Raw genomic sequence first — 23,454 nt, forward strand, 5'->3', positions numbered from 1 at the left:
CAGCCTTGCTCTAGCGCCGCGCGAGGCTGCAACCGTTCGACAATTGGCGCGATGACGGTCCCGGCGGGTCGTTCGATTGCTGCGATGGAAGCTCGTCGATCGGCGAGTTCTGCTTGCCGGTATTGAACTCGAAAATCTTGCGGAACAGCCCCGGCGCCATCGCCGAGATCGGATTGACGCGCATCACCGGCGCGGCGGGCGTGCCGACGACCTCATAGGTCACGCCGATCAGGCCCTCATTGTTGCCGCCACCGAGGAAGATGCCGAACAGGGGTATCTGCCCGAAGATGTTGTTGACGCCGTACATCGGCACGAAGGTGCCGCTCATGCACACCTGGTTGCCGGGATAATCGATCGAGCCCTCGATGGTGGCGCCGATCATCGGCCCCTTGACCACGCCGTCACGGATCGTCAGCGCGCCGTTCTGCCGCGTGAACTCGGCGCGCAGCGCGCTGAAGGCGACGCCGCTCCCCGTGCCGTTCGGCGCGCCCGCCGCGACACGCTCGAGCTGGGCCTCGCCCTTCACCGTGAAGTCGCGGACGTTGATCAGGCCTTCCCTGGTCGTGTTCGGCTCGGACGCCGGCGGCTCCATCGCCACCACCATCTGCCCGCCGACAGCCTTGGTGTAGGTGTCGGTGAAGCGCAGCAGCGAGCCGGCATCGTTGGTCTGGAGATAAATGACCTCGCGGCTGCCCTGGGCGCGGCCGCCGCGCAAATCGGCCGCCACCGGCGTGTCGCGGCCGATCTTCCCGCTCAGGGTGAAGGCTTTGATGGCGCCATTGCGTTTCGACATCTTGGCGTCGACGCTGCGCATCGCCTCGCCGTTGAACCCGGCGACCGCGCCGAGCTTCACGTCGATGTCGAAGTCGACATTCTTCAGCTTGCTCTTGGCATCGTCCTTGGAATTGCCTGAGATCGCCGACTTCAGGAAACCGCGGCCGTCGAACACGTCGCCGCGCATGCTGCCCCGAACCACGCCGTCGGGACCGCGCTCGACCTTCAACGACGCCTTGTCGCCGTCGGAGGGCGCGTAGGTCGGGAAGTTCGCATTCATGAGGTCGCCGTTCTGGTCGACCTCGAGCGAGCCCTTGATCGAGGCGCTGCCGCCTTCGATCACGATATCCTCGAGACGGGTCGATTGTGCCGTCGGCACCACTTTGAAGGTGGCCTTGCCGGACTTGCCCGGCAGCTTGACCCAGCCGGGCAGGATGTTGTCGAGCTTGAGTGACGTCAGGTCGGCCTCGATGCCGAGCTTCGTCGTCTGGTCGGGACCACTTGCGATCTTGCCCGAGAGCTTGATCGGCAGCGAGCCGCTGACGGCGGGGCTGAGATCGAAGCCCAGACGCGCCCGGCTCGCGTCATCGAGCGTGGCCTGCAGGCGGACGTCGGCGTCGCCCTCGGCCGGCTTGCGGTAGTCGAGCGAGGCCGCCTGCCCGTTGATCTTGACGTCACCCTTGACCTGGTAGCCCTGGTTGTTGGCGACGATCTTGAGGGTGTTGGCCTCCAACTTCTGGTTCATCACCAGCTTGTCGGCGGCAAAACCGTTGAGGTCGGCGGTCACGGCGTAGACGGTGTCGGCCTTGGTCAGCGCGCCCTTGACCGGAAGGCCGAGCACGATGTTCGCCGAGAACGTCCCCTTGCTGGTGTTAGGATCGACGAAGGTCGCCGACAGATCGCTCAGGCGATCATTGCTGAGAATTTCGGCCGCCGCGGGCACCGGCCCGTCGGCACGGAATTTGGTCCGCGAAGGCGACGGCTTCGGCGCCATGTCCGGCACCTCGAAGGTGAAATCAGAGATCGTGATCTTGCGGCCTGCGGGCGTGTCCGCGATGCCCTGGCCGATCGTCACGGTGGCCGTGCGCCCGGTCACGTGCGCCTTCAGATCGGCGTCGTGCACCACCGGCATGCCATCGACAGGGCGAACCGCGACGCCGCTCGCCACGATGTTGACCGAGAGGCCGTCATCGGGGATCGGCGGGCCCTTGCGCGGAAGATTGCGTGTCGGCGAATTGACGCCGATCTCGATACGCTGGAGCGTGCCGCGTTCGATGCGCTCGATCACCCACTCACGCAATTCCGGAACGATGAGCGTCGGCCACATCCGCTTCAGGGCGGAGGCCGACATCGGCGTTCCCGCAAAGCCCAGCATCAGCCGGGGCTCGCCGGAATAGTCGATGCTGCCGGTGCCGGCGACACCGATCTCGCCATTGGAGACGTCGGCCTGCGTCAGCAGCACACGCTTGTGGTCGCTGTCGAAGCGGAAGCCGATCGCGATGCGGTTGAAGACCAGCGGCGCCTCGTTGTCGATGCCGCCGAGCAGGATCGAACCGCCGCTGAAGCCGAGCTGCCAGTCGTTGGTGCTGCCGTTGGGCGGCTCGAGATGGGCCAGCAGCGTGATGCGGTTGGCGCCCGAGATGACCTTGAACGGTGCGACCAGCACCCGCCGTCCGGCATCCCACTCGACGTTGATCTCAGCCGAGTCGATCGCCATCGGATAGTCGGGCGTATCGGTGTCGATGATGTTGCCGGCGCCGATCGCGATCTTGCCGCGGAAAAAGGTCGGCACGCCGTCGCGGCCGAGCTCGCCCTTGAGCTCGCCAGTCAGCGGCAGATCTGCATTGTAGGTCAGGTCCTTCAGCCGCAGCGCCAGCAGGATGTTGGAGGTCGAGACCTTGTCGGCGCGGATGTCGACCGAGCGCACGCCGTTCTCGGACGGTCCGATCGTGGCACGCAGCATCCACGGGCGCGCGCCTTCCTCGCCGAGGCTGAGAGACACACCGCCATGGCTCGGCCGGCGCAGGCTGAGGGTGATGTTCTCAAAGGTCCATTTGCTGCCGCGCTGCTGGTCGTCGACGATCAGATTGCCGTTCTTCAGACCGATCTCGTTGAGGTTCTGGCCGTCCAGACCGGTCATGCTCAGGCTGTCGAGCCAGTCGAGACCGGCGAGAACGCCGCTCTGGGCACTGCCTGCGGCGGCGGCGGCCGGTGCACTGGACGACGGATCCGGGGTCGCGGCTGCCGGCGGCGGCGCAGACCCGGTACGCGGGAACGTCGGCGGCAGGCCGGCTTCCTTCTTCGACGCAACGCCGGTCGCCAGCGGCTTTGCGGTGTCGCCGGCCGACACGGTGACCGTCCCGTCAGGCGCGATCCGGATTGCAAGCTCGGCATCGACGAGGTTGAGGCTTTCGGCGCGCAGCCGGCCCATCAGCAACGCGGTGCCGGACAGCCTCACCTCGGCCTTCGGCGCGCTCGCGACGATGGCGTGGTCGCGGTCGCGGACGATGATGTCGCGGATGCGTACGGCAATGCGGATTCGGCCGGCCCGCTCGATCTGGGTACCGCCGACTTCGACCGTGTTGCCGTTGCCGATATTGTCCTCGATTGCCGCCGCAAGCCACGGCGTTGCGATGTCGAGATTGATGGGGCCCGCACCAAGCCGCCACCACAGCGCGCCGAAACAGCCGACGAAGATGACGACGAGGGCGCCGATGACGACGGCCAGCCGCTTCAGCCAGCGATCCGCCGCCAGCCACCGCCGCAGAGACCCAAAGCCGTCACCTAAACGAGGGAAGCCCGAACTGGAACGCGACAACAGCCGGCGTGCACGATGGCCCGCCGCCTCCTCCTGATCCGGATCCCAGTCGGCCTCGTCCCATTCCAGCGGCTCCTGCACGCCGCCGCGCCGGTCGTAATCCCGATAATGATCCTGGGGCGACGTATTCCTTGCCATTGCCTCTCGATACAGGCGCCCATCGTAAGATTGAGCGCCGCCGGGGCCGCATCCGTCGAAGGGCATCGAAGGCCCCTTCGCCGGCACTGCCGCCATTCCTTGAATGTTCCTGCTGTTCGTCATTTCGCCCCGGAAGCGCGTTCAACGAGCAGTGGGGTGGTGCCTGGAATTTCTTGTAACCATACTCCCGCGCGGTCAGAGTTGCCCAGCCGAGGGCGCGAATCCGGCACACCTGACGAGAGCTGCAATACCGCTTTGGTTGACCCGCCGAAAGCGTCGAAAGGAAGGCGTATGTCCAAGAAATCCCGAAAGAAATCGTCCAAAACCGCCTCCGGCAGTCCGATCGCTAAAAAGAAGGCCGCGAAAGCGCGGGCATTGGCGCAAACAAAGCCCGCGAAAACGCGGCGGGCACCGGCAAGCAAATCAAGCAAGACGGCAGCAAAGGCAGCATCGCATAAGGCCGCACCGAAACGGTTAAAATCTAGTGAATCCCTATCCCAACCTGCGACCGCCGCCAAACTCGTTCTGACCGAGGGTCGGAAGGCGCCCGCCTTCCGCCTGCCCCGTGACGGTGGCGGCGTGGCGACGCTGTCGGACTATGCCGGGCGGAAGCTCGTCCTGTTCTTCTACCCTCGCGCAGACACTCCTGGCTGCACCCGCGAGGCCATCGACTTCACGCGCCTTGCGGACGCGTTCGCGCAAGCAGGCACGGCCGTGCTGGGCATCTCCGCCGATCCGGTCAAGGCCCAGGAGAGGTTCCGAGACAAGCACAGTCTCGGCATCCCCCTCGTCTCGGATGAGACCCATGAGATGCTGGAGGCGTATGGCGCCTGGGGCGAAAAATCGATGTACGGCAGGGCCTTCCTGGGGATTCTTCGCACCACGGTTCTGGTCGGCGCGGACGGCAAGGTGGCCAAAGTCTGGCGCAACGTTCGCGTCGACGGCCACGCCGACGACGTACTCGCGGCGGCAAGCAGTCTTTAACCAGCCCTTTAAATTCGAGCGTTCCCATTTCCGAAAAATTAACCATGACCGGCCCAGATTGCGGCAATTAGGCCGCAAGGAACCGTTCCGACCGGCGCGGGAGTGCCGATGTCGAAAAGTTCTGCCCAACACTCGCACTCCCCCCAACATCATCCTCACGATCACGGACGGCCCTACCATCGCCGTCCCGCCGCAGCAGCGCCGGCAGCCGCGATTCCCCTCCCCGCAGCGGATGACGCCTACACCATCGTCCACGCCGGCAAGCAGGTTCGCTTCGGCCCCGTGGTGTTCTGGATCGTGGTCGGCACCGTCGTGCTGCTCGGACTGTGGTCGGCAGCAACCGCCACCTATTTCGCCTTTCGCGACGACGTCCTGACCCGGCTGATCGCCCGCCAGGCCGAGATGCAATACGCCTATGAAGACCGGATCGCCGAGCTGCGCGCCAAGGTCGACCGCACCACCAGCCGGCAATTGCTCGACCAGGAGCAGTTCGACCAGAAGCTCGACCAGATCATGAAACGCCAGACGGCGCTGGAGTCCCGGGCAACGGCGCTCGGCGCCATGCCCGACGTTACCGGATCGATTCCGCGCTCAGCTCCGCAACGCGGCGATTCGAGCCAGGGCACGACGCAGGGCACGCCAAAGCCCTCGCCGATCAGCGACACCGTCATCTTCGTGGCGCCGCCGGACCGCGAAGCGCGGCTCGAGTCGCGCGCGCCAGCCGTCGCGGCACCGCAGACCAATCAATTCGCCAAGAACCAGGGTTTCGACAATGTCCTGGTCCGGCTCCAGACCTCGCTTGATCAGGTCGAGCGTCGTCAGATAGCGGCGCTCAGCGCCGTCGAGGAAGGCATGGATTCACGCATGCGGCGACTGCGCGGCGTCGTCAGCGATCTCGGCCTGAACCTTGCCAGTCTCGAAGCCGCCGTGCCGCGCACCGCAATGGGCGGGCCTTTTGTACCTGTGAAACTAACGGCGAACTCCGGCCCGTTCGAGAAGCAGCTCTATCGCATCAACACCACCCGCGCCGAGATGGACCGGCTCAACCGCACGCTCGCCCTCGTGCCCTATCGCAAGCCCGTCATCGGCGAGGTCGAATTCACCTCCGGCTTCGGCGTGCGCAGTGATCCCTTCCTCGGCCGGCCCGCGATGCACACCGGGCTCGACTTCCGCGCCGCGACCGGCGATCCCGTTCGCGTCACCGCCAACGGCAAGGTGGTCTCGGCCGGCTGGTCCGGCGGTTACGGTCGCATGATCGAGGTCGATCACGGCAACGGGCTTTCGACCCGCTACGGCCATCTCTCCGAGATCAATGTGAAGGTCGGCGAGATCGTGAAGATCGGTCAGGTCGTCGGACTCGTCGGATCGACCGGACGCTCGACCGGTCCGCATCTGCACTACGAAACCCGCATCGACGGCGAGGCGGTCGATCCGCAGAAATTCCTGCGCGCCGGGGTTCGCCTGAGCGCGGGCTAGACCCGCACCTCGTCGAATTCGGCGAAGCGCCCGTCTCTCGCACCAGACCTTAGCGCCGGCCGCCCCCCATCCCGCCACCGGGGCCACCGAAGCCACCACCGCCCATTCCGCCGCCAGGGCCCATCGGCCCGCCGGGCGATCCCATGCCGCCGGGTCCCGACGGAGCGCCGGGGCCCGAGGGCGACGGACCCGGGCCGGATCCAGGCGCCGGGCCGGTCCCGGGCGCACCGGGCGCAGGCTGACCGCCGGTCGGGCTTGGGCCGGGCGTGCCGCTTCCGGGATGCAGGATCGAGCCGCCGGGCGAGTGGCCGGGGCCGCTGGGGCTTCGTCCGGGTGACGGCATCGACGATCCCGGGAATTGGCCGACGGCTTGTGTGGAATCGACCTGCAGGCCGCGCGCGCGATCGAACACGCCGTTGACCACCATGCGCGCTTCGCCTGCCGCCGGCCCGAAGCGCGATCCGTCATGGGCTACGAACCCGGAGCCGAGCTGCAGGTTCGAGCCCGCGCGCTGCACATAGGCCTCGATCGAGAGCCGGCTCGCGCCGACGAGGTCGGAGAAGTCGTCGATCCGGGTGCGCGAGGCCTGCATCACGCCCTGGTTCGCGCTGCCTTCGATCTGCACGCGCTGGCCGACGAGCAATGGATCGACCCCGCTCAGCTTCAGCCCGCCGATGTGCAAGCCGTCCGCGCCGCGCTCGACCAGACCCGTGACGCGCGGCGTGACATTGCCGCGCTGTTCGACGAGGCTCGCGACGATCACGCCGTCAGTGCGACGCAGGCCGAACACGGCGACCTCGGTGCCTGCGCGGCGCCAGTTTTCCTTGCCGCTCGACAGCACCTTCTGACCGAGCACTGTCAGCTCGTTGCCCTTCACCTGTTCGATCGGGCCCGAGACCTCGCTCGCAATGGTGATGCTGCGGGTGACGAGTGTGCCGTCGGCCTGCCGCGTAGCGACCACGCGCGCGAGCTGGCCGATGCGCAAGGCCTTGATGCTGGCCGCATCGCCATCGATGCGGACCGGCACATCGTTCGCATAGGTGATGCGCTCGCCGTTCACGTAAATGCTGCCGAAGCGCTGGATCACGCCGACGATGCCGGTACCGCCGATGCCGTGATCGTCGCCGCGCGTGATTCCGGTGCCGCCGATACCCTGGTCGGTACCGCGCTTGACCTGCGCCCGGGCAATGGCTGTTCCGACGAGCCAGAATCCCGTCAGCAGCAGGCGGCGGGAGATGAGCGGCGGCCGACTCATGACGAACTGCCTTCAGTTCCGTCGCCATTGTCGTCGGCATCCTCGCTATAGATGTAGATGCCGAAATTCCAACGGGCGTCGCCGCCCTTGTCCTTGGCAAGCGCGCGATTCGCCTCGCGGTTGGCGGTCTTCAGCGCATCCATAGCAAGCTCGCGCGAGCGCGCCTCGAGGCGCCTCGCAAGCTTCGGCGAGATATTGTTGTAGTGCACGGCGCGCTCGAGGAAGCGCGGCGCCGGCCCCGAGACGTTTTGGGCGGCTGCCGCGATATGGTCATGCAGATTGCGGCCGAGATAGTGCCACTTGCTGTTGTCCTCGCCCGTCGGGACGAAGGCCGCCTCGACCAGCTCGATCTCGTCGTCGCCGTTGATGGTGACGAGCTTGCGGTCGAGCCATTCGTCGAGCACCGCGCGCGGACGCACGTCCTTGGTGACGGAGGCAACGAGCTGCTCGAATGACGGCGCCTCCCCCTCGGCGGTGCGCGGCAGCGCGAGCGGCTCGCCCTTTGCATCGGTGAATTCGGGTGCGGCGAGCCAGCGCGCGATCACCGCGCTCGTCAGCGACACCGCCGCCGGGGCCTCGTGCACCGGCGCGCCTGCGCCACGCAGCCGCGCCACCTCCTTGCGGTGGATTCCCGTGAGCAGGCTGACGCGGCTGTCGGTCTGCTCCTTTCCTTCGAGCGCGAAATCGTGCTCGGCGACGTTGACGAAGAGCTCGCGCAGGAGTTGCGCCAGCGCCGGGAACGTCATGCCGCTGCGAATGCAAAGCCGCACGAGCGGGCGCAGCAGCCGCGCCAGCGGCGCGTGCAGCTTCGCGGCGGCGTTCGGCTGTGGCGCCGAAGCCTTGGACCCGGGTTTGGCATTCATGTCTGAATTGTAGCGATGCAATCCGTGGGACACAATCCCACTTTTTTCGGCTCGCCGATTGACGTGGTAAATTTTCCCACATATACGAGACGGCACTGAGGGGCGCGACGTAAAGGGACATCACCCATGGCTGCTGACCGCATGGTCCGCAATTCCAGTTCACTGCGTGCACTGCCGTTTCCAGACAGGAACCGCGGCAACGCGCTCGAGCCGATCCTGCCGGCGCTCCTGCGCGGCGTGATTTTCATTTCGGCGCTGGCTGCGCCGTTCGTCGCCGCATTGCTTGCAGGTTGACCGCCGTCATGAACCACACCAGCGAAACCGCGCGCCGCCCGTCGGTGCTGCACATCTTCAAGATCTACTATCCCGACCTGTTCGGCGGCACGCTCACGGTGATCCGCGACATTTGCGCCAGCCTGAAGGACAGCTTCGCCTCCGCCGTGCTGACCTGCTCGCAATCGGCCAAGCGCCACGAGGTGATCAACGAAGTCGAGGTCGAGCGCGTGCACTCGTACGGCAATTTGCTGTCGCTTCCGGCCGCGCCCACCTACCCCTGGCGGCTATGGCGCAAGATTGCCGACCATGACCTGCTCGCGCTGCACGCGCCCTTCCCGCTCGCCGACCTCGTCTTCGCCTTCGGGCTCGGCCGCAAGCGGCCGCTGGTCGTGCACTGGCATGCCGACATCGTCACCCATGCTGGCCTGCGCTGGCTCATCGAGCCCCTGATGCGCCGGACGCTGCGGCACGCGAAGGCGATCATCGTGTCCGACCGCGTGCTGGTCGACAACACGCCGCTGCTGCGGGAATTCGAAGACAAGTGCCACGTCGTGCCGTTCGGCATCGACACCACGGTCTACGATTGGCCGAAGATCGAGCCGCATCACGTCAACGATCGCGGCCGGCTGGTGCTCGCCTGCGGCCGGCTCGTTCCCTACAAGGGGTTCGACGTGCTGATCCGCGCCGCCGTCAATCGCAAATTCGAGGTCTGGATCATCGGCGAAGGCGTCGAGCGGCCGCGGCTCGAGCAGCTGATCCGGGAGCTCGGCGTCGGTGATCGGGTTCGTCTGCTCGGCTCGGTGAACGACTGCGAACGCATCAAGCTGATGTGCCTCGCCGACGTCTTCGTGATGCCGTCGGTGACCAATGCCGAGACCTTCGGTCTCGTCCAGCTGGAGGCCATGGCGGCGGGACGTCCGGTCGTGAACACGGCACTGGACACCGCAGTGCCCCGCGTCGCCCGCCATGGCATGGAGGCTATCACGGTGCTGCCCGGCGACGCCGAGATGCTCGGCGAGGCCATCGACACGCTGATCCGCGATCCCGAGCGCCGCCGCCGCATGGGCCTGTCGGCGCGGACACGGGCCGTGACCCGCTATTCCGCCACGGCCTTCAAGGAGGGCATGGAGACCGTCTACCGCGACGCAGTCGCCATGCCGCGCAAGGAAGAGGTGGCGACGGCGGCCGAGGAGCCGCATCCGCCCGGCTGGCTGGACTCGGTGCGGATCGCCGCGGCGCTGGCCTGGTCCGACATGCGCCATCGCTATGTACGCTCGCTGCTCGGTCCGTTCTGGATGTCGCTCCAGATGGCGATCGTGGTCGCAGTGCTGGGCTCGGTGATCGGCCAGATGTCGAATGCCGGCGTGCTGGCGCGCCTGCCCATGCTCGCGCTGTCGATGACGGCCTGGACCTTCCTCAACAGCGTCGTGCTCGACTCGACCACGGCCCTGCAGGGTTCGGCGAGCCTGATCCGCGACCGGGCGCTACCCCCGGTCATCTTCCTCCTGCAATGCACGTTCCGGAATGCGCTGTTCGCGCTGCATAACGCCTGCGTTCCACTTGTCCTCTGGCTCATCCTCACCCCGCAGCACCATGCCTCCGGTGCGCTCGAGGCGGTGCCGGGCCTGCTCCTGTTCGTCGCCTGTACCTTCGCTCTCAGTCTCGTCCTCGGTGCGATGGCGACCCGCTACCGCGACCTCAAGCCGATCATCGAATCCTCGTTGATGCTCGCCTTCCTGTCGTCACCGGTGATCTGGTCGTCCGACATGATCAACCACCGCTCGACGGTGATGCGGCTCAATCCGCTGACACATCTGTTCGCCGTCTGGCGCGAGCCGCTCGTGGGCAGTCACGTCGATACGATCAGCATCGTCTACGTCCTGGTCGCACTGGCGCTCCTGAGCGTCGCGAGCGCACTGACCCTCATGCACCTGCGCAAAGCCGCTTTCTGGATCTGACAACACATGGTCTCGATCAGTCTGCGCAATGTCTGTCTCGACTACCCGCTCTACGGCGCCTACGACTACTCGCTGAAGCGACGGCTGCTCGGCCACCTCATCCGCGAACAAGGCGAGATGCGGATCATCCGTGCCGTCGACAATGTCTCGATCGAGGCGGCAGCCGGCGCCCGGATCGGCCTCGCCGGCCCCAACGGCTCCGGCAAGTCGACGCTGCTGCGCCTCATCGCCGGCGTCTATCCGCCGAGCAGCGGCAACGTCGCGATCAAGGGCAACATCGTGCCCCTGCTCGGCCTCAACGCCGGCGTCAATCTGGATTTCGTGGCGGAGGACAACATCGCGCTCCTGCTGCGGATCAGCGGACGCAAGCCGAGCCGCGCCGTGATCGACGAGATCTGGGCCTTCACCGAGCTCGAGGAGCGCATGCAGCGCCTGCCGCTGCGGATGTTCTCCTCGGGCATGCTGATGCGCGTGCTGTTTGCGACCGCCACGGCCTTCCCGGCCGACATCCTCCTGCTCGACGAATGGCTGAGCGTGGTCGACGAGCATTTCGCCGAAAAGGCGCAGCGGCGGCTCCTCAACCTGGTCTCGCAGGCCGCGATCGTGATCATCGCCTCGCACGACCAGCCGCTGCTGCGTCGCACCTGCACCAGGATCATCAACCTTGATCATGGCCGCATCGCCTCGACCGCCGTGGTCGAGCCGGCATCCACGCCCCCCATTGAGCTCCGCGAGAAACGCGCATGAAGCAGAATATCCTTGTCGTCTCCGAAGCGCTCGGCGAGCCCAACCACAAGCGCGGCATCTTCCACTTCACGCGTGAGCTGATGCGTTCGCTCGCGGCCGAAGGCCATGAGCTCACGCTGCTGGTCGAGACCACGCGGCGCTATCGCAAGCTGCGCCGCCGCGAGCGGCGGACGCGGCTCTTTCCGACGCAGTCGCGCAACATCGAGCTGCTCGCCCTCTACCGCTTCCTCGACGAGGTCAACATGAGCGAGCCGGTGACGCGCGGCGGCCTGCGCCGCACGCTCGACTGGTTCAGGCACCGCCTCACCATGTCGGTGTCGTGGGAGTACACGATCTGCTTCCTGCGCGCGATCGGCGTCCGCGGCCTCGGCTCGCGCCTGATCGAGAACCGGACCGCGGCGCTTGAATACATCCCGCCGGATCTGCGCCACCTCGAGCTGTTCCGCGACTTCCAGCTCGAGCCCGGGTTCTACAGCTACCAGGACTCCTCGGCCTTCTTTCTGCTGCCGCCGCCGCGGATCGACGCGCGCGGCTATGACGTCATCGTCGTGGATACGCCAACCCGCGTCGCGATCAAGCGCAGGCCAGGTGCCAAGGTGATCTGCGTGGTCCACGACCTGTTGCCGCTGACCGACCTCAAGCTCAGCGACGTCGCAACGCGGCTGTTCCTGTCGCGGCTCCTCACCAGCCTGCGTCAGGCCGACGAGCTCGCCTTCGTTTCAAACTACAGCATGATGCGGTTCAGGGAACTGTTGCCGCAATTTGCGCACCTACCGGCGCGGGTCGTGTATCCCCGTACCCGGTTCGACGCCCCGGATGTCCTGCACCGACCAGCCCCGTCGGGGCGTCCGGGGCGGCCGAGCTTCGTTGTGATCGTCTCGAACGAGCCGCGCAAGAACGTCGCCACTGTCATTCGTGCCTTCCGCAACGTGCCGCAGGCCGATCTCGTGGTGATCGGCCTTGCCGGCCACATCAGCCGGATGCGCAACCTCCCGCCCAACATCCGCTTCGCCGGCTATGTCGACGAGCACGAGAAGGCCGCCCTGATTGCCGAGTCGCACGGCCTGATCATGCCGAGCTTCGCGGAAGGATTTGGCGTGCCGATCATCGAGGCGCTGGCCGCGAACACGCCGGTGCTGTGCTCCGATATCGCCGTGTTCCGCGAGGTCGCGGGCGAGCTCGCCGATTATTTCGATCCGTTCTCGACCGACTCGATCGCCGCCTCCGTCACCCGCGTGCTGGCGCGACAGGAAGAGTGCCGCGGCAGGATCAAGGCACGACGCGGCGAGCTTGCGGAGCGTTTCGGCTACCAGACCCAGGCCCGCGACTTCCTCGGCCAATACGTGCCCGCGGAAAGCCTGATGGCTGCGCAATAGGCAACCCGTCATGACCGCCGAACCCCCGGCGTGGTCAGGCCCTGCCGCGGCACGGCGATGGCAGGCATGGCTGGACCGGACCTCGCTGATCCGGACTGCTGACATCCTCGCGGCGCTGATCGCAGCTTCGCTGCCCTGGTCGACCACGGTGCCGGCGATCTTCACCGGACTCTGGCTGCTTGCGGTGACGCCGACGATCGACTGGCGCGACTGCGCGCGCAGTCTCGCCGGGCCGGCATTCGCGCTGCCCTTTGCGTTCCTGCTACTCGCCGTCGTCGGCACGCTCTGGTCGGATGGCGCATGGGCGGACCGGCTGCATGCGATCAGGCCGGTGGCCAAGCTCGTGCTGATCCCGCCGCTGCTCTATCACTTCAGGCGATCGGAGCGCGGCACGTGGGTTTTTCTCGCCTTTCTCGCCTCCTGCGCGCTGCTCGCGATCTTCTCCTGGGTCGTGCTTCTCCATCCTGCCTGGAAGATCACTGCGACCGCGTCGGCCGGCGTTCCCGTCAAGAACTACATTGACCAGAGCCAGGAGTTCACCCTCTGCGCCTTTGCACTCGCGCTGCCCGCGCTGGGCTTCTGGCGCGCGCGGCAGGTCGCCGCAATGCTCACCTGCCTTGCGCTAATCCTGTTGTTCCTCACCAACATGGTCTTCGTTGCCTCGGCGCGCACGGCGCTGGTCTGCATCGCGGTCCTGCTGGTTCTGTTCGCCTGGCGCCACCTCAGCCGCCGCGCGGCGCTGTTCCTGCTCGCGGGCGCCGTTGCCGCGAGCGCGCTGGCCTGGACGGCCTCGCCTTATCTGCGCCAGCGCATCACCGACATTTCTGTCGAGTATCAGCACGGCCATGAGGACATCAGCCGCGCCTCGACCGCGCAGCGCCTGACCTATTGGCGCAAGTCGACCCTCGCCTTCATCGAGGCGCCGCTTTTCGGGCACGGCACGGGCTCGATCAAGCGGCAGTTCGAGCGCGCCGCGGTGGGCGCGAGCGGCCTCGGCGCAGAGATCGTCAGTAATCCCCACAACCAGACCCTCAATGTCGCCGTGCAGTGGGGCCTGATCGGCGTCGCCCTGCTCTACGCGATGTGGTTGGCCCACCTTCGCCTGTTCACGGGCGAAGGTCTTGCGGCTTGGATCGGCCTCGTTATCGTCGTGCAGAACATCGCGAGCTCGCTTCTGAACTCGCATCTGTTCGATTTCCACGAGGGCTGGATGTATGTCCTCGGCATCGGCGTTGCCGGCGGCATGGCGCTGCGCGCCAATGCCGAACGCGGAAACAACGCCGCATCGTGACTACTGGCTGCGTTCGTGCCCGACCTCGCCGGTGATGACGTCGCCGAACAGCTCCCAGGCCTGCCCGTTGAAGCGCATCAGCTGCATCTGCTCGATCGGGAAATAATCGTCCGGCGAGGTGTTGACCATGATGCCCGGCAGCATCAGATCGGTGTGAAAGTTCTTCAGGTTGGCGGCCTGCTTCATGACGTTCTCGCGGGTGAGATTGTCGCCGCACTGCTTCAGGACCTGCACCATCGCCTCGGCCTGGACATAGCCGTAGACGTTGTTGGCGTTGGCCTTGTCGCCCTCGGGATAGTACTTGTCCATGAATTCCCGCCATTTCACCACGGCGGGATCCTTGTCCCAGGTCGGATCGGTCGGGTCTTTCAGATAGACCGTCGAGATGATGTCCTTGGAATATTCGAGCCCGGCGGGCTTCAGCACCGAGGCAACTGAGGTCGCGGTGTTGGCGAGGAAGAACTTTGGTTTCCAGCCGAGCTCGCCGACCTTCCGGATCGCCTGCGCCGAGCCTTTCGGTGCGGCCCAGGAGAAGAAGATGTCGGCGCCGGAATCGTGCAAGGCGACGATCTGCGAGTCGATCGAGGGATCGCTGACCTCGTAGGACTTGTCGGCGATGATCATGTTGGCCTTGTCGCCGAGCCCATCCTTCAGACCCTTGAACTGATCCTTGCCTGCATCGTCGTTCTGCCAGAACACCGCGATCTTGCCGTTCGGGAAGTTGTCGCGAATGTACTTTGCGTAGATCCGCCCCTCGCTCTGGTAGTTGGGCTGGAATCCCATGGTCCAGGGGAAGTTCTTCGGGTCTCCGAACTTGGTGCCGCCGGATGCAACGAAGAGCTGCGGCACTTTCTTGGCGTTCATGTACTTCATGATCGCGGAATTGGAGGGCGTGCCGAGCGACTGGAAGATCAGCAGCACCTCGTCGCTCTCGACGAGCTTGCGCGCCTGCTCGATCGCCTTCGGCGGAGAATAGGCGTCGTCGTAGCTGATGAAGTTGATCTTGCGCCCGTTGATTCCGCCCTGATCGTTGATCATCCCAAAGAACGCGGCCTCGGTCTTGCCGATCACGCCATAGGAGGACGCCGGCCCGCTATAGGGCATGATGTTGCCGATCTTGATTTCGGTGTCGCTGGCGCCGGGGTCGTATTTCTTCTGCGCCGAGGCTGGCGTGGTGGCCAACACTCCGGCAACAAGCATGGCGAGGGCAGCACGGCTTTCGCAACGACCCGGCATCGTTCTCTCCCCTATGTTTTGTAGTCTTGTTTTGCAGGGAGTGTCGCAAGGAGGCGTCAGGCTGGCAAGCGGCTCGATTTTCCGCGACGTGAAACAGCGTGTCGGGAACTTAACCGACGCGCTGCGACAGCCTCAAGACGCGTCCATCGATCACGAGCAGCGCGCTACCGATGACGATTGCGCCCGCGATCTCTCGCATCGAAATCGGCTCGCCGAGCGCCAGCCATCCCAGAAGAATAGCGGTGACCGGGATAAGCAGCGTCACCAGCATGACATTGGTCGCCCCCGAACGGCGCAGGATCTGAAAGAAAACGATGTACGCCAATGCGGTCGAAAGACCTGCAAGGCCAAGCACTGCAAGCCAGGTCGTCACACCCGGCATTGGGAGACGCCATGGCTGCTCGATCGCGCCGGCGACGATCGCCATCATCGCCGTCGAGGCCATCAGTTGAAACGTTGCAGTCCCGAGTGGCGGCGAGTCCTTCAAGAATCGCCGAGCCGCCAGTGCTGCGAGGCCATAGCTGAAGGCGCCGCCGAGACAGAGCGCAATGCCAATCCCCTGCCCCGCTCCCGCCTCGACGCCCCATCCCCTCAGGATGATCACGCCGAGGATCCCCAGCGCAACGCCAGCCACGCGCCGCATCTGCAATGTCTCGTCGCCCGCCGCCGCCATCACCATCACCGTGAACAGCGGCGTGGTGGCGTTCAGGATCGACGCGAGACCGCTCGCGATGAAGGTCTGGCCGAGCACGATCAGTGAAAACGGCACGACGTTGTTGAACAGTCCGATCACGAAGAACGGTTTCCAGCCTGCTCTGCCCTTGGGAAGGCTGATCCCCTGCATGCGCAACAACGGCAGCAGAATGGCCGCGCCGAGCGCGACGCGCAGAAACACCAGCGCCAAAGGCGGCAATTCCCGCAAGCCCGCGCCATTAAAAAAGAACGAGCCGCCCCAGAGAATCGAGAGCACGCAAAGCAGCGACCAATCTCGAGCGTCGATCCGGTTGTCTTTGGCGGGCATGGCGTCTCACAGAGGTGGCCGGACCTGCCGCCTAATCCAGCGCAACGGACTTTGCCACCCGATTTCCGACCAGACGGATCGCGGCTTCCCTCAGCCGGCGCCCAAGCGATGGGTCAGCGCGTTCTCTGGAACACGCTCGAAAGTGCAATCGGCCGCAATACATTCAAACGTCTCGTCGCGAAAATAGAACAAGAAGTGGCGCGACGAAGTCGAGGCCTCGCTAGCAATCCGCCAATCTACTGGATCCATCAAGTGTGGGTCAGGACCTGCGATCTCGTAAAACTCGCCCCACGCTGGTGCCAACTTGCTGTAACGACATTGGCCGCGATACCATCCCTCGTCATTGGTTGCTCCTAGGCGATACCGAGAGCAATCCACGAAACGAAGGACGCCTTCATCGTCGTCAGCAAATGATGAGAACCGAAAGGGGTTCAGCAGGAAGCGGAGAAGCACATCGCGACCTGATGCGGCCACTCGCGGACAGGGGGCATTTGGCTCCGCATTCCACCCCTCGTTCAACTTTCGAAATGACAACCGCGTCGACATCGCGCCTCAAATAATGGCGAGTGAGACATCGCTCACGGGCCCAGGCCCGAGAACTCAGAGATCAAAGGCTTATTTCGGCTTCGACACCAGCTCGATCATCCTGCCTTCATCCTCGTCCGGCATCACGGCCTTCGCCCGCGCGTAGGACTCGACGACGGCGCGCGAAACCAGCGGCTTGTCGGCCAGCAGGGTCTCGGCGAGCCTCACCGCGTAGGCGGCATCCTTGTGCCGCAGCGCCGAGGTGAAGGTCGCGCCGCTGAAGTCGCGGGCGACCATGCGCTTGGAGTGGCGCTGCACCTGGGGACTGGCGGCGACGCCGGCCTGGATCGACTCCAGCACGAGATTCATGTCGAGCCCGGCCTGCTCGGCGATCGCGAGCCCTTCGGCGAGGCCTGCGATCTGGATCGCGCCCATGAGATTGTTGATGAGCTTGTAGACCGTGCCGGAGCCGACCGCGCCGAAATGGCGGATGGTCGAACCGATCGGCGCGAGATAAGGCTGCGCGTGCTCGAGATCGGCGGGATCAGCACCGACCAGCAGTGTCAGCTTTCCGGCTGCTGCCGCATCCGGCAATCCCGTCACCGGACAATCGATGTAGATGAGGCCGCGGCCGTTGAGCTCGCGAGCCATCTCGCGCGCATGATCGTACGAGACCGTGGAGCATTCGATCGCGATCGTGCCGGCCTTCGCCGTCTTGGCCGCGCCCTTGGGGCCGAGCCAGATCGCGCGCGAGGCTTCGTCGTCGGCGACCATGGTCACCACGGCATCGGCATCGATCGCGGCGTCCTCCGGCGAAGTCGCCCAATGCGCGCCGCGCGCGATCAGGTCTTCGGCTTTCGCCTTGCTGCGATTCCAGAGCGTCACCGTGAAGCCGGCATCGAGATAGCGGCCGGCCATGCCATGGCCCATTCGCCCCAGTCCGATGAAGGCGACGCGGGGCATGGCTAGTCCACGTCCTCGATCTCGCCGGCCGTGGTGCCGAAGGCACGCTGCGCCAGCGTCGCGGCCATGAACTCGTCGAGGTCGCCGCCAAGCACGCCCGAGGTGTCGGAGGTCTGCACGCCTGTGCGCAAATCCTTCACCATCTGATAGGGCTGCAGCACGTAGGAGCGGATCTGGTGGCCCCAGCCGATATCGGTCTTGGCGGCCTGGTCGGCGGCCGCCTTTTCCTCGCGCTTCTTCAGCTCGATCTCGTAAAGGCGCGCGCGCAGCATGTCCCAGGCCTGCGCCCGGTTCTTGTGCTGGGAGCGGCCGGCCTGGCAGACCACGGCGATGCCGGACGGGATATGCGTCAGGCGCACCGCCGATTCGGTCTTGTTGACGTGCTGGCCGCCGGCGCCGCCCGAACGCATGGTATCGACGCGGACGTCGGATTCCTTGATGTCGATCTTGATGCTGTCGTCGATGACCGGGAACACCTGAACGCTCGAGAACGAGGTGTGCCGGCGCGCGTTGGAATCGAACGGCGAGATGCGGACCAGCCGATGCACGCCGGCCTCCGTCTTCAGCCAGCCATAGGCGTTGTGGCCGGAGACCTGGATGGTCGCGGACTTGATGCCGGCCTCTTCGCCGTCGGACTCTTCGAGCACCTCGACCTTGAAGCCGTGGGTTTCGGCCCAGCGCGTGTACATGCGGAGCAGCATCTGCGCCCAGTCCTGGCTCTCGGTGCCGCCGGCGCCGGCATGGACTTCGAGATAGGAATCGAAGCGGTCGGCCTCGCCCGAGAGCAACGCCTCGAGCTCGCGCCGCGCCACTTCCTTCTTCAGGTTCTTCAGCGCAGCCTCGGCCTCGGCCACGACGCCTTCATCGCCCTCGGCCTCGCCGAGCTCGATCATGCCGACGTCGTCTTCGAGCTCCTGCTCGACCTTGCCGATGCCCGACAGCGCATCCTCCAGCGAGGTGCGCTCCTGCATCAGTTTCTGGGCTTTCTGGGGATCGTTCCAGAGGTTGGGATCTTCTGCGAGCTTGTTCAGCTCAGCGAGGCGCGCCGTCGATTTCTCGACGTCAAAGATGCCTCCTCAGCAGCCCGACTGACTGCTTGATCTCTTCTACCAACCGTTCGATTTCGGCGCGCATGTCGCTCTCTGGTCTCGCGGAATTGTTCCCGCGTGCTGGCGCATGATCCGGGAAAGTGTGCAGCGGTTTCCCGAAAAGATCATGCGCAAACAAGAAAATAAAGCGCGATAAGTCATCGCGCAGATGGGGATGTAGCGGCGGCGGCTGCAAAGCGCAACCGCCGGAGCTTTGGATCGCGGGTCTTATTCCAGGCCTAGTACAGCCCGCCGGTGCCCGGACGCATGAAGAAGCCGGAATCCGGCGGCGGCTGCTGCGGCACGCGCCCGTCGGCGTCGGCAACGCCGATGACGGAGTAGTTATCCGGCGGCGCGGTGCCCGGCTTGAAGGCTTCGAGGATGGTTCCGCCGGTCTCACCGGGACCCGCGCGCATGCCGGTCTTGGCGACCACGCGGACCAGCTTGATGCCGGCCGGCACCTTGAATGGAACCGCGGGCTTGTCGGCGAGCGCGAGCTTCAGGAAGTCGCGCGCGATCGGAGCTGCCAGATGGCCGCCGGTCGCAGCGTTGCCTTTGCCGAGCGGACGCGGCTTGTCGTAACCCATGTAGATCGCCACGGCGACGTCGGGCGAGAAGCCGACAAACCAGGCGTCCTTGGCCTCGTTGGTGGTGCCGGTCTTGCCGGCGATCGGCTTGCCGACCTCCTTGACGACGGTCGCGGTACCGGCCTGCACGACGCCTTCCATCAGCTCGGTGATCTGATACGCGGTCATGGAATCCAGCACCTGCTCGCGGCGGTCGATCAGCTGCGGCTCGTTCTGGTTCTTCCAGCCCCCCGGCGCTTCGCAGCCACGGCATTCGCGCTGGTCGTGCTTGAAGATGGTGTGGCCATAGCGGTCCTGGATGCGGTCGATCAGCGTCGGCTTCACGCGGCGGCCGCCATTGGCGAGCATCGAATAAGCGGTGACCATGCGCATCGCCGTCGTCTCGCCGGCGCCGAGCGCGTAAGAGAGATAGTTCGGCAACTCGTCATAGACGCCGAAGCGGCGGGCATATTCGCCGATCAGCGGCATGCCGATGTCCTGCGCAAGGCGCACCGTCACGGTGTTGAGCGACTGCCGCAGCGCATTACGTAGCGTCACCGGCCCCTGATATTTGTTCGACGAGAAGTTTTCAGGCCGCCAGACGCCGGCGCCCTGCCCCTGGTCGATTTCGATCGGCGCGTCGAGCACGACCGTCGACGGCGTATAGCCGTTGTCGAGCGCGGCCGAGTAGACGATCGGCTTGAACGACGAACCTGGCTGCCGGTAGGCCTGCGTGGCACGGTTGAACTGGCTCTGGTCGAACGAGAAGCCACCGACCATCGCGAGCACGCGACCGGTCCACGGGTCCATCACCACCATCGCGCCGGACACTTCGGGGATCTGCCGCAGCCGGTACTGGCCTTCGACGGGTTGTCCCTCTTTGGTGTAGAGCGGATCGGCATAGATCACGTCACCGGGCTGCAGCACCTGGGACACCGCCGTCGGCGTCTTGCCCTTCGCGGCGCCCTGCGCGGCCCGCGCCCAGCGTACGCCATCGAGCGTGACGATGCCGGTCTCGCGCTGCTTGCTCACGGCGCCGCCGAGCTCGCGGTTCGGCTGGAACCCGATGCGCGCCGACTGGTCGCTGGTTTCCAGCACCACCGCCATGCGCCAGGGCGAGATGTCGGAGAGCGACTTGATCTCGGCGAGCTTCACGCCCCAGTCGCCCGAAATGTCGAGCTTGCTCATGGCGCCGCGATAGCCCTGCTGCTCGTCATAGTTCACGAGGCCCGAGACCATGGTCTTGCGCGCCATGACCTGGATCTTCGGATCGAGCGTGGTGCGGACCGAGAGGCCGCCCTCGTAGAGCTTCTTCTCGCCATAGCGCTCGAAGATGTCGCGGCGGACTTCCTCGGCGAAATATTCGCCGGCGAAGGTGTGGGCGCCGTTGGAACGGTTGGTGACGGCCAACGGCTCCTTGCGCGCCTTGTCGGCATCGGCCTGCTTGATCCAGCCGTTCTCCTGGAGACGGTCGATCACGTAATTGCGGCGCTCGATGGCGCGGTCGCGGTTACGCACCGGGTGGAGCGTCGCCGGCATCTTCGGCAGCGCCGCAAGATAAGCGGCTTCGGAGATCGTGAGCTCGTTCACCGATTTGTCGAAATAAACCAGCGAAGCCGCCGCGATGCCGTAGGCACCGAGGCCGAGATAGATTTCGTTCAGGTACAGCTCGAGGATCTTGTCCTTGGAGTAGGTCTTCTCGATCCGCATCGCCAGCAAGGCTTCCTTGATCTTGCGCGCGAACGAGACCTCGTTGGTCAGGAGGAAGTTCTTGGCGACCTGCTGGGTGATCGTGGAAGCGCCCTGCGGACGCCGGTTGGAGCCGTAGTTCTGGAGATAGAGCAATCCGGCGCGCGCCATGCCTGTGTAGTCGATGCCGCCATGCTCGTAGAAATTCTTGTCCTCTGCCGCCAGGAACGCGTTGATCACGAGCTTCGGCACTGCCTGGATCGGCAGATACAGCCGCCGCTCCTTGGCGTATTCGCCGAGCAGCGAGCCGTCGACCGCGTGCACGCGGGTCATCACCGGCGGTTCGTAATCCTGAAGCTGAGAGTAATCGGGCAAGTCCTTGGAGAAATGCCAGATCAGGCCTGCCACGGCACCGACACCAACAAGGAACAACACCGTTCCCGCGGCGAACAGGAAGCCCATGAACCGCACCAGCAAGCGCATTATCTGTTTATCCGTTCAATCCTGGATCAGCCCTTGGCGCCGCCAACAGGCGCCATCCTCACGTCGCGAATTCACCGGCCTACTCAAATACATCGGCGCCGGACCGAAAGACGCTAGCCGAGCGGGATTCTCGTCGATTCCGGAACCCCCTGCCACGTTTTTATAAAGCGCCCGCTGTGGCCAAACTAGGGCTTAACAGCGCGGTCGAAACTTCCCCTCTTCAATTCCCTGCCCCCGCGGCCATCCGCTTGGCCAGAAACCCGTCAATGGCCTGCGCCATCGAGCCCACGGCGCGGGACCGCCAGCCCTCAGAGACGAGGTGATCGAGATCGCCCTTGTTGGAGACATAACCGATCTCCACCAGCACCGATGGCACGTCGGGCGCCTTCAATACCCGGAATCCGGCCGACTTGAGCGGGTGCTTGTGCATCCTTACCGTCGACTTCATTTCGCTCATCAGAAAACGGGCAAAACGGTTTGAAAAAGTGCGTGTTTCCCGCTGGGTGAGATCGATCAAGATGTCCGCAACGTCAGTCGGTTCCTCCGCGAGGTTGAAGCCGGCGATCGCGTCCGCCCGGTTTTCAGCGTCCGCCAGACGCTGGGCCTCGGCGTCCGAGGCCTTGTCGGACAGCGTGTAGATGGTCGCGCCCTGGGCATCGCCCTCGGCGCGTGGCAGCGCGTCGGCGTGGATCGACACGAACAGCGCAGCCTTGAGTCCGCGGGCAATTTTGACCCGGTCGTTGAGCGGGATAAAGGTGTCGTCGTCCCGCGTCATCACCACGCGGTATTTTCCGCTCTTTTCCAGCCGGTCCCGCAGCGCCAGCCCGAACGCCAGCACAAGGTTCTTTTCGCTTTCGCCGCTCGATTGCGTTCCGTTGTCGATGCCGCCATGGCCGGGATCGATCACCACCACGGCGCGCCCGTCCGCCGGCTTCTGTTGTGCCGTGTCCGGGGGCGCAGCCGCGGCAGGAACGGTCGCGGGCGGCGCGTCGGCGATCGCGGGCCGCAATTCGGGCCGGCTGTCCGGGCTCTGCGATTGCACGAAGGCGGTGCGATCAACCTCCTCCAGCTCGAGCACGAGCCGGGCCGGCTGGCCATTAGCCGCCTCGAGCACGTAGGAGTTGGTGATCTTGGCGGGTCCCGCGAGGTCGAACACGATTCGCGACCCGCCCGGCATTACGAGCCCGTAGCGGAAGGCTTTGACCAGCCCCCGCCCGCCGCCACCCGTGCCGGCCGGCAGCTGAAAATTGATCTGGGGGACGTCGACCACGACTCGGTACGGGTCGGCCAGGGTGAAGGCGCGGAAGGTGACGGTCTGGTCGAGGTCGAGGATGAACCGGGTCTGCTTGGCATCGCCGGCCAGCCGGGCGCCCGAGGCGATCGGGAAATTCGCCGTCGCAACAGCGGGTTGCGGCTGGCTCTCGGCGGCACTCAGACGGGAGGAATCGGCGCACGGAAATACTGCGGCGCACAACAGCGCGCACGCCAGCAAAACCCGTTGATTTGCGCGGCTCGCCACCGAATTCCGTGCCTCCGAGCAGCTTCCTTATCGCAATAGAACCGCAGGGTTAATCAGGACTTAATGACGAAGAACGCGAAACTCGGCGACTGTGACCGACTTGCGACGCTCCCTTGCACGGATGGCCCATTCCTCGTATGTACAGATTGCTGACGGCCAATATTTTCGGTTGTGTCGCATTCAGTCGCCCGGTGCAGCGCCGGAGCTCCCAAGTTTTGGGAATTCCAGCGTTTTCCGTCCCCCTTTGAGGCCAGCGCGGCGCGCGGCAACGAGGTGGAACGGGGTCGAGCCCCGGCGGCAGGCGGTCCTGGGTTACCTCTCGCGTTCCACGGACAGTTCTGACAGCGACGTAACCTCGTTACCCGATCCCTTAATCCCAAGGGAGCGGTTGTGATCCTCAGGACGCGC

At 65.3% G+C, this 23,454-nt stretch carries 16 protein-coding genes; 7 read left to right on the forward strand and 9 right to left on the reverse strand.

Annotated features, from left to right (window positions below; genetic code table 11):
• Positions 1–10: 10 nt before the first annotated feature.
• Positions 11–3,826, reverse strand: coding sequence for a DUF3971 domain-containing protein (locus K289_RS0122750; protein WP_027553646.1), 3,816 nt, complete (start codon positions 3,824–3,826; stop codon positions 11–13).
• Positions 3,827–4,021: 195 nt separating this feature from the next.
• Between K289_RS0122750 and K289_RS0122755 the strand changes: the two genes are divergently transcribed.
• A complete protein-coding gene (locus tag K289_RS0122755; RefSeq protein WP_084788686.1) occupies positions 4,022–4,714 on the forward strand; it encodes a peroxiredoxin in 693 nt (230 codons plus the stop codon).
• A gap of 108 nt (positions 4,715–4,822) precedes the next feature.
• A complete protein-coding gene (locus K289_RS0122760) occupies positions 4,823–6,190 on the forward strand; it encodes a M23 family metallopeptidase (protein ID WP_027553648.1) in 1,368 nt (455 codons plus the stop codon).
• A 49-nt stretch (positions 6,191–6,239) separates the two neighbouring features.
• On the opposite strand, the gene K289_RS0122765 is transcribed toward K289_RS0122760, so the two are convergent.
• Positions 6,240–7,445, reverse strand: coding sequence for a DUF5666 domain-containing protein (locus tag K289_RS0122765; protein ID WP_027553649.1), 1,206 nt, complete (start codon positions 7,443–7,445; stop codon positions 6,240–6,242).
• Positions 7,442–8,308, reverse strand: a complete 867-nt coding sequence (locus K289_RS0122770; protein ID WP_027553650.1) for a DUF6502 family protein — start codon at positions 8,306–8,308, stop codon at positions 7,442–7,444. Before K289_RS0122770 ends, K289_RS0122765 begins: the two co-directional genes overlap by 4 nt.
• A gap of 126 nt (positions 8,309–8,434) precedes the next feature.
• Between K289_RS0122770 and K289_RS51685 the strand changes: the two genes are divergently transcribed.
• Genes K289_RS51685 through K289_RS0122795 form a run of 5 tightly spaced genes read left to right on the forward strand, consistent with a single transcriptional unit; the run spans position 8,435 to position 13,956 of the window.
• Entirely contained in the window at positions 8,435–8,602 is a 168-nt protein-coding gene (locus K289_RS51685) for a hypothetical protein (RefSeq protein ID WP_198024750.1), read from the forward strand.
• 8 nt (positions 8,603–8,610) lie between these two features.
• On the forward strand, positions 8,611–10,542 hold the full coding sequence (locus tag K289_RS0122780) for a glycosyltransferase (RefSeq protein ID WP_027553651.1): 1,932 nt from the start codon (positions 8,611–8,613) through the stop codon (positions 10,540–10,542).
• Between the two features lie 6 nt (positions 10,543–10,548).
• A complete protein-coding gene (locus tag K289_RS0122785; protein ID WP_027553652.1) occupies positions 10,549–11,289 on the forward strand; it encodes an ABC transporter ATP-binding protein in 741 nt (246 codons plus the stop codon).
• Positions 11,286–12,665 carry a glycosyltransferase family 1 protein gene (locus tag K289_RS0122790; RefSeq protein ID WP_027553653.1) on the forward strand — a complete coding sequence of 460 codons (1,380 nt, stop codon included), beginning with the start codon at positions 11,286–11,288 and terminating at the stop codon, positions 12,663–12,665. Before K289_RS0122785 ends, K289_RS0122790 begins: the two co-directional genes overlap by 4 nt.
• Before the next feature lie 10 nt (positions 12,666–12,675).
• Positions 12,676–13,956, forward strand: a complete 1,281-nt coding sequence (locus tag K289_RS0122795) for an O-antigen ligase (protein ID WP_027553654.1) — start codon at positions 12,676–12,678, stop codon at positions 13,954–13,956.
• Here K289_RS0122795 and K289_RS0122800 read toward each other — a convergent pair whose 3' ends face one another.
• The 6 genes from K289_RS0122800 to K289_RS0122830 form a co-directional block, all read right to left on the reverse strand.
• A complete protein-coding gene (locus K289_RS0122800) occupies positions 13,957–15,192 on the reverse strand; it encodes an ABC transporter substrate-binding protein (protein WP_027553655.1) in 1,236 nt (411 codons plus the stop codon).
• A 109-nt stretch (positions 15,193–15,301) separates the two neighbouring features.
• Positions 15,302–16,213: a DMT family transporter gene (locus K289_RS0122805; protein WP_027553656.1), complete on the reverse strand. Its 912-nt coding sequence runs from the start codon at positions 16,211–16,213 to the stop codon at positions 15,302–15,304.
• A gap of 615 nt (positions 16,214–16,828) precedes the next feature.
• A complete protein-coding gene (locus K289_RS0122815; protein ID WP_027553657.1) occupies positions 16,829–17,701 on the reverse strand; it encodes an NAD(P)-dependent oxidoreductase in 873 nt (290 codons plus the stop codon).
• Positions 17,702–17,703: 2 nt separating this feature from the next.
• A protein-coding gene (gene prfB / locus K289_RS0122820) for a peptide chain release factor 2 (protein ID WP_145927393.1) occupies positions 17,704–18,835 on the reverse strand; the annotation gives its coding sequence in 2 pieces (ribosomal slippage) (positions 17,704–18,765 and positions 18,767–18,835; 1,131 coding nt in all).
• 193 nt (positions 18,836–19,028) lie between these two features.
• Positions 19,029–21,527: a penicillin-binding protein 1A gene (locus K289_RS0122825; protein WP_027553659.1), complete on the reverse strand. Its 2,499-nt coding sequence runs from the start codon at positions 21,525–21,527 to the stop codon at positions 19,029–19,031.
• Between the two features lie 220 nt (positions 21,528–21,747).
• Positions 21,748–23,046, reverse strand: coding sequence for an N-acetylmuramoyl-L-alanine amidase (locus K289_RS0122830; RefSeq protein ID WP_027553660.1), 1,299 nt, complete (start codon positions 23,044–23,046; stop codon positions 21,748–21,750).
• Between the last annotated feature and the right edge of the window lie 408 nt (positions 23,047–23,454).

Origin of the sequence: Bradyrhizobium sp. Cp5.3 (assembly GCF_000426265.1) — a bacterium.
GTDB lineage: Bacteria > Pseudomonadota > Alphaproteobacteria > Rhizobiales > Xanthobacteraceae > Bradyrhizobium > Bradyrhizobium neotropicale.